This is a genomic window from Lepagella muris (assembly GCF_004793975.1).
In the GTDB taxonomy this organism is placed as follows: domain Bacteria; phylum Bacteroidota; class Bacteroidia; order Bacteroidales; family Muribaculaceae; genus Lepagella; species Lepagella muris.
Genome location: NZ_SRYB01000002.1, coordinates 124,805 through 138,235, shown reverse-complemented (window position 1 = coordinate 138,235; position 13,431 = coordinate 124,805). Strand labels below are relative to the sequence as shown.

Below are 13,431 nucleotides of genomic sequence, written 5' to 3'. Positions count from 1 at the left end.
ACTACATAAGCCTTAAACACAACAGACCAGACATTATATCTCAAATGCTTTGAGTTCAACGACATTTTGATATGTTTTATATCCATAAAACATCATAATTGTCACCTATACAGGTCATATTCAAGGGATTTTATGTTAATTGATATTAAATTCAAGAATTAATTTCCATTTAGATAACGATTGTTGTGTAAATTTTATACCTTTGCCGTAAAGTTACAGTTTGGAGGGGTCAATATGAGACATCTACTCCCCAAAAGGACTCCACGTCCTGCCATACCTCCAACGGACTTCACGCTGATAACCGACATTCAACAAAAACATCACATAATGTACAACCATTTAACACATTGCGCTTATGAAAAGGACTCTTCTCTTTTCTGGCCTGTTCGGGTTATCGGCACTCATGCTTCCCGCTCGTTCCCCTGGTGGATTCGACGATGGCGTGGATGTCTGGTTCAGGACCGCACCGGTCAGTAGCAATTTGCAAGGTCGCTACCATTGGTTCGACTTTGCGGGTGATTCATTGTCGCTTTATGCGTACAACCGCACCGCCGGGAATTACGTTTTCACGCAGGACAGGAGCCTGCTCAAGTTCCTTAACTTCAATCCAGCGATTGATTTCTCCAAAGGCGACTCCCCGAAGTGGAGCGACCTTTTCCGCTCAAACCTTACGCAAGCCACCATCATCGGTGTGTTTGCACCTTATTCCTTCACAAATGAATCTGTCATCTATAGTGTCGCCAGCGGCGACGGTGGCGGCAGTCTTGTCACCAACGACAAGATTGTACGGCCAGGCTCGGTTGCACCGCTCGATTACGGTGATACAGACGGTGAGGATCTCCGGCATACGGCCAAGGATTCCGTGACGCTGGACATCTTCAAGGAACATGCCACCAAGGTGCTGACCTATTACCGTGCGGCTGCGCCCAACACCTCGGTATGGGGTGGCCCGAACGGAACACTGACTATTGGCGGAACATACAGTACCTCCAACGAACATTTCAACGGGCCTTTCGACACGTCCACTTTTGGCAACAATGTGTTCGAGGGCTACACACCGGAGCTGCTTGTCTATAACCGCCTTCTAACTCCCGGAGAAAGACGCCGGGCGGAAAGCTACCTCGCCATGAAGTACGGCATCACGCTCAATGACTCCTATCTTGACGGAGACGGAAACCTTGCATGGGACAGGGATGAAGCCGGTGTCTATCACCACAGGGTGACCTCCGTGGCGCGAAACAGTACATGGGATTTTAGTCAACCGATGTCTGCGACGTCCTATGAAGAAGGACCGTTATACGCATCCCTCCCGGAAAATGACAGCTATCATAAGTCAAACGCATACGGACTTCCGTCAGAATCGCATTTGCTGGTAATGGGACGCGAGTACGGGAACATCATGCCGGACAAAGGCTTCCTGTTCTGGGGTGATGACGGCGGTTCTTTGGAGACATACACCTCTCCCAATGATACGCTGTGGCATATCATGAACCGTACATGGCTCGTGAAGACCAATATGCCGGTTACGGGCGACAGTGCCACGGTGCGCTGGACGGGTAATGGCATGACGGTCACTTCCAAGGGGTTCATCGACATGATAAGTCAGGACGAGGGAACGGCTGGTACAGCTGTAACGCCCAACATGATTGACAACAACGGGTTCATAGAGTTCTCCTGTCCGTATGCACATCCGACTTTCGATGTCGGCTTCAGCGGTGCAGGGAATGACGGATGCTCATACGGTTTCCGTTTCGTTAGTGACGGCAGCGTCTGGACCATCACCGACGGACAAATATCTGCAGCTTCCGTGGGCACAGATGCCAGCGGCAGCGACATTTCCGTCATGCTTTCCGACGGGGCGGTCTATTTGCGTATTGACGGCGAGGGTAATGCGGCATATTCCGTCATGCTCCCCGACAATGTAAAGTCTTCCGCACTGCACGGCATCATCAAGGCTGAATCGTCCGGTACTCCGCTGGTTCTGGCTTCCGTCCGTACTAACGGTGTTTCTGAGACCGGCTATTTTGCAGAGCTGGCTCACAACCTAACTCCCGAAAAGGAGTTCTACCATTACAGCCGCCAGCGTACTGTCATGCTCATCGACCCGTCGGGCGAAGGACACTTTGATACAGGCACCGCCACAATGGTGAAATGCTCCAGTCCCGACATCAGTAGAGGCAAAACGATGTTCCACAACATCCTGTGGGATGCTGACGGCAACGGTTCGGATGTGTTCACATTTGCCTACTTCGACGGCATATCCGCCGATGTAGAGGCGCATCCCACGACCTGCCTTGACGGTGTTCCGCAAAAAGACGGCTATCTCGACATCGGTATAAACATCGGTACACCTATATATAAATATGTGCTCACGGTAGATACCGTTGCGGGAATGAAGAAAGACGACATCGTTGCCAGCGGCAGTTTTATGGGTGACACCCATCGGATTGACAACCTGGCAACCGGTACATACACCCTGACAATCACACAGGGCGGAGGCAACGACATCCACGGAAAGGGAAATCTCCTGTATTCCACGTATTCGCATACCGACCGCAGGTTTACAGGCGGAGAGATTGAATGGACTGTTACCGAGACCGGATCATGGTACCGCATCGGAGCGGAGCCGTCAGTGGCAGAGGACATCACGCAGTGGGGCTACGATGTACGCGGCGACAAGGCTTATTTCATCATCGACGGATACACGAGCCTGACACAAGGAGTGAACATCAAGCCGGGCGACACACTCGGACTGAAGATAAGCGGCATATATGTACGCTGGTATCACAACGGTGTGGAAGTCCTCAAGAAGAGCGCATGGACACTTCGTTTGTGGAGAGTCTGCATCAAATACGGCCGTGGCGAGACCCATATCACCGACCTTACCATCAACGGACAGCCGGTGGATGACTTTGAGATAAACGGAAACGTGCAGATTGAGACTCCGAAGAGCAGCACAGTAGCCTACACGGTACACATCGGCAACGAATGTGACCCGTCAGCACCCAACGGCATCGAGCCGAAACAAGATGTAGTCATTGGAGAGGCGGATCATGGGACTCAAGATTCCGGACAGGCGGAGAGGAACAGCCAGCTCTCAGTATATAACGAGGACGGAACCACACACATCTTTGATGCTGTGCTCGACCGAGGAAAGAACGGACCGGCAACGCTTATGGTCTTTGATACTTCCGGTAAACTTGTCTATGAGGGACAGATGGAGGGTGATGTCATAAAGACATCGCGTTTCAGAGTGCCTATGTCAGGCGTATATGTTGTAAAGGCTATCACCGACGACGGCGAACATACCCGAAAGATTCTGGCCAAATAATACAAACCACATTATCAAATACAACTGTAACATTATGAAACGGTCATATATCATAGCCGTTGCTTCCGTCATATTGTCGGCGGCAGGTTTGGCAGGGATTTTCATGTATCCCGGCTCAACAGCAGACGCCATGCCCCGGCAGGAAGACATCGGCACCAGCATAGTGGCTGACGCCACCGACGCATCACCCGGATTGGCGGCCACAGAAAGCGGCAATCCTTCTCCGCAACAGAAGGAAGAGTTTACATCCGGCAATACAACGGCAAAAGGAACTGTTGCCGAAGCTGTTCCCAGCAATAAAACGGAACAGACCAATGCAAATGAGGACAAGGTCTCTGCCGACGGATCCGTCCGTAAATATTTCACCACGGCACATTCAGACAGCATTTCCGTGGCCGGCGGCACTCTTGCCGTGGCAAAGGGACGGCTGTTGCGCCCGGTAAGCCTTTCCATCTGCGCGGTGGACAGTACGGCATTGCCGGAACTGGACTTTGCTATGTGCAATGTCACGGGCGAGAGCGACGGCTACCGCTTCCTCCCTCACGGCACGCACTTCACCGAAGAGGGTGCTACAGTACGCCTGAAGTATGACCGCACGAGGATACCGAGCGGTTATACGGAAGACGATATACGAACATTCTACTACGACACCAAAGAGGGGCACTGGGTGGCTCTCGAAAGGGTGAGGGTCAACAAGGAACTGGCCTACGTGGAATCCAAGACCACTCACTTCACCGACATGATCAACGGTGTCATACAGGCACCCGAATCCCCTGAGACCGACGGTTTCGCCCCGACCATGATGAACGACATCAAGGCGGCAGACCCAACGGCGAAGCTCAACATCATAGCACCGCCATCGGCAAACAACCGTGGCTCGGCCAACTTGCAGTACGCCTTTGAGATGCCTCCGGCACGTAACGGCATGGCTCCCTCTCTCGCCATCAGCTACAACAGTGACGGTGGCAACGGATGGCTCGGACAGGGCTGGGACCTCTCCGTACCGTCCATCACGCTTGATACCCGTTGGGGTGTGCCGCGTTATGACCTTGCAGACGAGACCGAGACCTATTCGCTCTCCGGCTCCATGCTCTCTACAATGGATGACAACGGTGCGATGAGCGTGGCCCACCGTGGCGACAAGATTGCACGCAAGACTGACCGTCAGTTCTATACCCGTCAGGGCGGTGACTTCTCACGAATCATCCGTAAGGGCGACAGTCCGGCCAACTATTATTGGGAAGTGACCGACAAGCAGGGCGTGGTTTATACCTATGGTGGCGAGGGCGCAGTGATCAAGGGCACGATTACCGACATCGCTGGCAACACACGCGAGGTGATTTCCGAATGGAAGCTCAAGAAGGTTGTAGAAACACACGGCGACTGGATAGAGTACGAGTACACGACAGCCAACGAGCCGGTTCGTGGCGGACTGGTGGCAAAGGCCATCTATCTCTCCAAGGTCAGTGCGGGCAATGTTGAGAGCAGCGAGCCTCACACCGTGGTGACGCTGACAGGCGACAAGACCAAGCGGCAGAAAGCCAACAACGCACGTTATGGTTATCTGACCTCTTCCAACAGGCTGCTTGAGAAAGTTTCTATCAACTTCATGGGCGAGGAATTGCGCAGCTACACGTTCTCATACGTTGATGGCGCGTTCCACAAGGATTTGTTGGAGGGTGTTCGTCAGTTTGACGACCAGGGACAGGAGTTCGCCTTCCAGAAATTCGACTATTACGATGACGTGCAGTCGGCAAGCGGATATGTGCCGTTCAAGTCACAATCCGAGACATGGAACACACATAATGACGGACTGGATGCAGGGTTCATCAATCCGTTGCAGGGAATGGACATGTTCAGTGACAAGCCTACGGCTCTCGGTGGAACGACAAGTTCTTCCGTGGGTGGTTCGTTCTATGCCGGTGTCGGAATATACGATGGAAGTTCGTCAACATCAGGTACAATCGGTGGAAGCTTCAACTATTCCAACGACAAATCCAAAGGTCTTTCAACATTTGTAGATCTGAACGGTGACGGATTGCCAGACAAGGTATATCGTGATGGAAACTCTGTCTATTATCGTCCTCAGTTAAGGAATAGTGATACAGGTGAGGTCTCTTACGGAGAGCCGATTAGGGTAAACGGAATAAGCGGATTCTCATCTTCAAGCAGTAACACTTACTCTGGCGGTGCAGATGTCAAGGCTGGATGGGGTGCTGCAGTGGCTACCATTGGTACAGATGCGTCCAAAACCACGACCAAGACGACCGTTTATTTCTCTGATATAAACGGAGATGGTCTGATTGACCTCGTTTCAAACGGCAAGGTCTATTTCAATCACATCGACTTTGATGCCCAAGGCAATGCTGTTCCGACATTCACTCTCAGCAGTGCAGACACTCCAAGTCCGATTATATATGACCCGACAAAGATTGACGTGTCCGTAGGTGCGGTTGATCCGGAAGAACAGGCAGAAGCATTGCGTATCTCCCCAATGGAGGATGCCGTCCGCGTATGGGTGGCACCGAGAGCCGGTGTCATCAGCATTTCTGGCTCTGTATCTCTTGTAACTCCTACGGGCGATTATGATACGGAGGCGTATGAAAAAGCAGATGGAGTCCGTGTCGCCATACAGAAAGGCGGTTCGGAATTGTGGAGTCAGTCCATCGCAAAGGGTGACGTGACTTCTTATCAGGCAAATGCTTCATCAATATCCGTAAACAAGGGCGATCGTATATATTTCCGTGTCCAGTCAGGGGCGGAGGAAATGAGTAACGGCGCATTTGATGAAGTGGTTTGGCATCCGGTCATAACCTATGCCGGTACAGAGGAAACCATGCCAAACGGCTACTCAACGACTAAATACGAGCCGGAAGAAGGTGCATTGTATTTTGCTTCAACTTATTTAAGCATTGAGAAAGGGAATCAGACTGTCGGTATATCTGGTAATTTCATTAAACCTGCGACAACGGATGATGTGACCCTCATCATTATCGGGTCAACCGACAAAAAGGATGGTAATGGCAACGACAACCCGTCGTATGTCGAGAAGCAGGTATATACCCGCACATTCCCATGGAATGAGAGCTACAACGATGATGTCACCATATCACTGCAGAATACAGACGGACTGACAAACTTCCGTTTTGTCGTTAGCTCGGAATCCAATGTTCGTTGGAATGCAGTCAAATGGAGTCCTGTCGTTTCTTATACAGATTCTACCGGGACACAGCAGAACCGTCAAGTCTGTCCGGATTATACGCTGTATTCAAACCATGTCGTAAATGCGCCTTCGTATTTGCCGACAACGGCAGATACTGTGCTTTATGTCAAGCCGGTCATTACATTCTCCAATCCGTCATATAATGGCAGCCTCACTTTGACCGTAAAGACCACAGACAGACTGTTGGGTAAGAAATCATTTGCTGTTACCGGCGGTATTGTGGCGAATGATTCTATCTCCATACTGAAATCCGACATCGGCAGCGATAAGGTCTGGTTTGAATTATTCTCTGATGATTGTAAGATTGGCGATGCTATTACTGGCGTTTCAGTTCAGATAAAATCTCCGTCAGTATTGTTGCCACAGACAGCGGAGGCTAATCTGTATGCAGCCAACGACCCGGCAGGCTTCGGAAATCTGTATCGTGGCTGGGGAGGTTTCGTCTATAACGCCTCCGACAACCGTTATTCCCGTCCGATTGATGAATCTCTTCTGACTTTGCCGCAGGATGAGAATGCAACGGTTGATCCGTTAACAATGGCATTTACTCCATTAAGCACGGATTTGAATAAGCTCGACCGATGGAGCGGACAGCGTGAGGAAATTTTCATCACTGCGACCAATATGGGTGCGGCGCGTCTTACAGAACAGGATGTCGTACTGAGCAATCCGTTTGAGAATATCGGAAACGTATCAGGACTTGCCGGCGAGCATCTGCAAGGAACAGGTGCAGCAGCAATTTCGCAGGAAATGGTAAGCCATAACAATGTTGTACAAGGCGGTGCAATATTCACGTACAATGACGCAAACGGTGACAGCAAGACAAAATCCATGATGATAGACCTGAACGGTGACGGCTATCCGGATATTGTCGCCGGTGGAAAAATCCAATATACCAACACGCTTGGTGGTATCAGTGGAGAGGTACTGGAAGGTATGGGAACAATCACCAGTGGCAGTAAGGCACAAGGCTTTGCGCTCGGTAGCGATCCTATCCTCTCAGCAGTAGCGACCATTAAACAGATTGCTAACGGAAAGAATACCTCTGCCAACCAAGAATCAAGCAACAAGGCAAAGGGTTCTATTTCCGCTTCTCTCAGCATTCCGCCATCGAACGAAGACTGGAATATTGAGAATTTTGTTGATGTGAACGGCGATGGTCTTGCTGATAAAATTATATCAGGGAATAAAGTAAGATTGAATTTAGGCTATTCTTTCACTGAGCCTATCGACTGGGATATTGACCGCATACAGGGCGGCAAGAGCCAGTCTTATACAGCAAATGTCGGTGGCGGATATAACCAAGGTTCCGGCAGTTTCGCAGGTGGATACAATATAGTAACTTCCGCGAATGAGGAACAATACAATCTTACGGATGTCAATTCAGACGGATTACCCGACAAGGTTTGGAAATCCGGCAATGGCATCATGGTTGCATTGAATACCGGAATAGGATTCGATACTCCGTTTGTATGGCAAGGTGTGGAAGCATTAAGCAAGTCAGCATCTACATCCGAAGGCGGAAATGTAGCTTTTACGGTTTCTATTCCTATACCTCTTCCTATTGGACCGTCATTAAAAATATCTACAAATCCCGGCGTGACATTGAGTCACAGTATCAATCGTACCAATTATTCTTTGCAGGATGTTGACGGCGACGGCTATCTTGACATCGTGACCTCCAACAGTGAGAGTGAGCTTACTGTTACACGCTCTGCTATCGGCCGTACCAATATGCTCAAGACTGTCACCAACTCTATCGGCGGACGCTTCGAGCTGGATTACGCACACTCGACCCCGACCTACGGACACCCCGGTGGCAAGTGGGTTATGTCGGCATTGACCGTTGATGACGGTATCCATGACGACGGTCCGCTGATGAAAGCGGCATTTGAATACGCTGACGGCTTCCGTGACCGCCATGAGCGTGACTTCCTCGGCTTCGGCAAGGTCATCACCAAGAGCCTTGACACCGAGAAGGGCGACGGCGTATATCGCCAGTCTGTTCAGGAATTTGCCGTTGACAACTACTACACGTCCGGCAACCTTGTGGCTTCATACGTTTCTGACGCAGCAGGCAACAAGTTCACTGAGACTGTCAACGAGTATGACGCTTACAGCATGACCGCCAATGCGGACAACTACTCCTTCACAAAGCAGGATGTAATCTATAGTGACCGTGCATCGGCTTTCGTTCCTCTACGCTATACTGCCAACAAGCAGTACGAGGGTACTTCGCAGGGGATGGTAATCTCAGAGGCATGGAACGAGTATTATCTCAACGGCTATCATGGAGAACTGAAATCCTACCGCTACAGCGACAAGGGCAGCCTTGGCAACAGCGGCACGGGCAGCTATGACTATGCGACAAACATCCAGTACACCTCCAATGCCGACAAGCACATTTTCGGACTTCCTACGAATGTGACCGTTGTCGGTGGCGATGGCTCGACGTATCACAACGTGTCGGCGACTTACGACACCAAGTACCCGAACCATCTGACACAGGTGACACAGCAGCTCGGCAGCGGAACGGCAGTCACCGACTACAAGTACGACCGTTATGGCAATATCACCCAGAAGACTCTTCCTGCCAACGGCACGGGACAGCGTATGTGGTACAAGTACCGCTATGAGCCAGAGATGAACATGTATGTCGAGCGTATCGACGACGCTTGGGGCTACCGCAGCGAGGCGGGCAACTTCGATTACCGCTACGGTATGGCACTGGAGCGCCGTGACCTTAACAACTTCTACTACGAGACTGAGCTTGACAACATCGGTCGTGTAACCAAGGTTCGCGGCCCTAACGAGCTGGCAACCGGTGTTCCTTATATCATCGCATTTGAGTATCAGCAAAAAGCAGGCTTTAGTGAATCGGGCATCACCGCCCCTGCATACGCAGTGACCAAGCACTACGACATTCAGCATCCTAATGACGATCTTGAAACCGTGACTTTCGTTGACGGTTTCGGACGGCCTGTTCAGGTGAAGAAGGACGGTGTTGTCACTACGGCTGCGAAGGGTTCCGGTGCATCCGACCAGAATGTGATGATTGTCAGCGGACGCAACGTCTATGACGCTTTCGGACGTGTGGCAAAGGCATACTATCCCACTACCGAGAGTCTGGGCAGCAAGACCTCGTTCAGCACCACGTTTGACAATGTTACCCCGACTGTGACGGTCTATGATGTTCTTGACCGTGCGTTGAGTGTGACACTCCCGGACGAGTCCGAGACAAAGACAGAATACACCCTTGACAGCGGGTCTAATGCACTCGTAACAACGGTGACGGACGCACTCGGCAATAGTCAATCGACTGTTACCAACGGTAGTGGCAAGACTGTCAAGTCTATCCAGCACAGCGGTCCAGACGGTGATATTACCACCACATTCGAGTACGACGGCATCCAGCGACTTGTAAAGGTTTCTGATGTCGAAGGTAACGTGACGACATCCGTTTATGACATGGGTGACCGCCGCACGGAGGTCAACCACCCGGCAAGCGGTATCACCTCGTTCACCTACGACCCACTCGGCAACGTGCTCACCAAGCAGACGGCTAATATGGCGGAGGAAGGCAAGATGATTACCTATACCTACGACTACCACCGTCTGACGGGTATCAACTATCCTGACCATCCCGAAAACAATGTGAAGTATTACTATGGCGGCCGCAACGCATCCCACAACCGTATCGGCCGTCTGATGATGCGTGAGGATGGAACCGGTGCCATCGAATACTTCTACGGCAAGATGGGTGAGGTGACGAAGACACGCCGCACGCTTATCGTGCCTAACCAGGCGATTGCCACATACGTTACCCAGTGGACTTACGACAGCCACAACCGCCTCCTTGAGATGATCTATCCTGACGAGGAAAAGGTGACTTACTCGTACAACCTCGGCGGTCTGCTTGAGAAAGTCCGTGGCGAGAAGTCATACGGCTATGACTACATCACCAAGTTGGGCTATGACAAGTTCGAGCAGCGCAGTTATCTGAAGTATTGCAACGGCGCAGAGACGTTCTACACCTACGACAACCGCCGTCGCCTGAGTAACCTCGCGGTGAACAGCGGCAATACGACCATCATGGACAACGACTACACCTTTGATGCTGTCAGCAATGTCCTTTCGGTGGCTAACAACGCTTCACTTCCTGCCAGCGGCAATGCCGGCGACCAGATGTCGCATGCCTATACATACGACGGACTATACCGCCTCGTTTCCGCAACAGGTACATACACAGGTGCCGACAATAAGTCAGCATCCTACACCCTTGCCATGGGCTACGACAACATGCACCGCATCAAGTCCAAGAGCCAGCATCTGACTCAGGACAACGTGCAGTTCAATGGTACGCTCAATGTGGGCTATGACCTGTCATACACATACGGTACTGAAGCCGGTAAGAAATTCCAGCTTGCAAGTGTTAAAGATGTGAATTATCGCACGGAAGAGACTCCTGGAGACAATAATATCGAAAATAATCACGTATATTTGTATGATAAGAACGGAAATCTTGTATATGTGAACACCGGACGTATGATGAACGATGGACATAATGAGGTCGGCACAAGAGAGCGCAAGCTCATCTGGGACGAGGAAAACCGTCTGCTTGCAGTGGACGATAACGGCTTCGTGTCCAACTACTGGTATGATGCTGACGGCGAGCGCACAGTCAAGACTTCCGGCGAAAGCGATCAGGTTTATGTCAACGGAGTATTCTCCGGCGGCTCTACCAACACCGCGAAGTTCTCGCTCTATGTAAGTCCGTACCTCGTTGCTAACCAGGGAGGTCGTTACACCAAGCATATCTATGCAGGCAGCCAGCGCATTGTGTCTAAGGTCGGCGATTTCGCCTCCTATGGCTCTGACCCGCGCCGTATCGAATATGCCGGTGCCAACACTGACGGTCTTTCGGTAAACTACAAAGCTAAGTATGCGGCTCAACAGCAGGTAATCAAGGACAACTACAAGACCTTTGATGTGCCTTACAACGGAACCGACAACGACAACTATGCAGATGGCGAAGGATTCTGCTGCAATGACGGAACACAGGGTGCTCTATTAGAGGCTAACAAAGCTCGGTCTCGTACAGTTGTAAAGTCATTCAAAGATCCAGACAACTATGAGAACCTGCAGTTCTACTATCATCCCGACCATCTTGGTAGTTCCAGCTACATCACCAATCTTGACGGCGAAGTTGTGCAGCACATTGAATATGTGCCATTCGGAGAAGTTTTCATAGAGGAACGCAACAATGTATGGAACACGCCTTATCTCTTCAATGCAAAAGAATTTGACGAAGAAAATGGTATGTACTATTATGGAGCGAGGTACTATGAACCGAGACTAAGTTTATGGATGTCAACAGATCCGATGCAAGAAAAGTATTTGGATTATTCTTCATATTGTTATACAGGAAATAATCCAATAAGATTTAGTGACCCTAATGGTCAAGATTGGTGGGATAAAGTAAAAGGATTTGGTGCTGCTCTTGTAGATAATGCTACTGGTGGATTAACCAATATCCGAACATATGCAGGGAGAAATGTTTCAGATCCCAAGGACTTCAATGCAGGATTAACAGCTGGTGATATTGCCAGTCTAACCGTGGGAACTATTGAAAGTGGTACAGGTTCTGCTATGGTTGCAAGTGGAACATCTATTACTACGGTAGGACTCGTTGCAGAAGGTCCTTCGCTTGGAACTTCTACTGTTGTTGTAGTTATAGTAGGTGCTGATGCTGCTGTTGGAGCAGGTCTTACAGCGCACGGAGCTGTAATGATGGCTACTGCAGGTAAAAATCTCTCTGAAAAGAAAGGACATCTTGATACTGGAAATTCGACAGCATCCAATAATCGAGGAACTAAAGTCAATAGTAAAACTTTGTGGAAAGATTCAAAAGGAAATCGAATTGATGTTGAAAATCCAAATCCGGGACAACGGCCAGGACAAATACATTTTCAAGATAATAAAAACAACAAATATTTATATAATAATAAAGATGGTCGTTTTTATTCTCGTGACCCTAAAACAAATAAATGGGATGTACCAGCACCAAATAGAGTAAACGAACAATTATCAAATCCAAATGTACAAAGAGCTATACAAACAGGAAATAAATATCTTGGGAATGAGTAATTCTATATATCTCGTTTCTATGAATGAGAATATGAAAACTATTCTAAACAGATATAAGATGGAATACCAGCCTCTCTTAACTACAACCATTCCTCGAAGGCTTTATAACTATATAGAGACCGGAGTAGAGTTTAGAAAGGATGTGAATAGCTACACTTATAAATCTGTAAAAAAATTTGAACTTTATTATGAGGATAAAACTGGAAATGAATATTCGAATAATAAAATATATGTTGATAAATATCCGAATACAGCATATACTCTTAGAATAAGTTTGAATTTTGCATTCGCTTTAGCTAAATTGCTGGAGGAATTTCCTGATAAGTTTAACATCGTTTTGAGCGTTAATCAGGAAGATATTGTAATTTCGTTCTATTGTGTTCGAGAAACCGAGCAATGGTTAACTGAAGATTTAGAGTCATATCATGATGAAGCGATTTTTGTTTTAACAACAAAATCACATGAATGACAAAAGACTGATGTAAAACCACAATTACTCTCAAAATATTTTTGATTGTAATTACAAGATTGAGAAAAGTCGTATCAAGCCAAGTATCCAGACTATGATACGATTTTTCTTATTTATATTCTAACGTTAAAAACGTATTTCAGCCATTGATACACACCCCCCCCGTGGCTCGTTTTCACAGTCAACAAGGAAGCCTATTGATGCTATATCGACATTAGAATGAGACTTCAGTAATGATTTTAAATAAATTTTTGGTCGGAA

Annotated in this window: 3 protein-coding genes; all 3 read left to right on the top strand. The window is 49.0% G+C overall.

The window, feature by feature from the left end:
- The first annotated feature begins 355 nt into the window (after positions 1 to 355).
- From E5331_RS02175 to E5331_RS02165, 3 genes are read left to right on the top strand one after another with little or no spacing between them, the layout of a single operon-like run.
- A complete protein-coding gene (locus E5331_RS02175; protein WP_123482778.1) occupies positions 356 to 3,331 on the top strand; it encodes a T9SS type A sorting domain-containing protein in 2,976 nt (991 codons plus the stop codon).
- Between the two features lie 34 nt (positions 3,332 to 3,365).
- Positions 3,366 to 12,701 (top strand): SpvB/TcaC N-terminal domain-containing protein, encoded by a 9,336-nt coding sequence (locus E5331_RS02170; protein WP_275441030.1) that lies wholly within the window; start codon positions 3,366 to 3,368, stop codon positions 12,699 to 12,701.
- 58 nt (positions 12,702 to 12,759) lie between these two features.
- The gene (locus E5331_RS02165) at positions 12,760 to 13,170 is read left to right on the top strand and encodes a hypothetical protein (protein WP_135947545.1); all 411 of its coding nucleotides are present in this window, start codon (positions 12,760 to 12,762) and stop codon (positions 13,168 to 13,170) included.
- Positions 13,171 to 13,431: the final 261 nt, after the last annotated feature.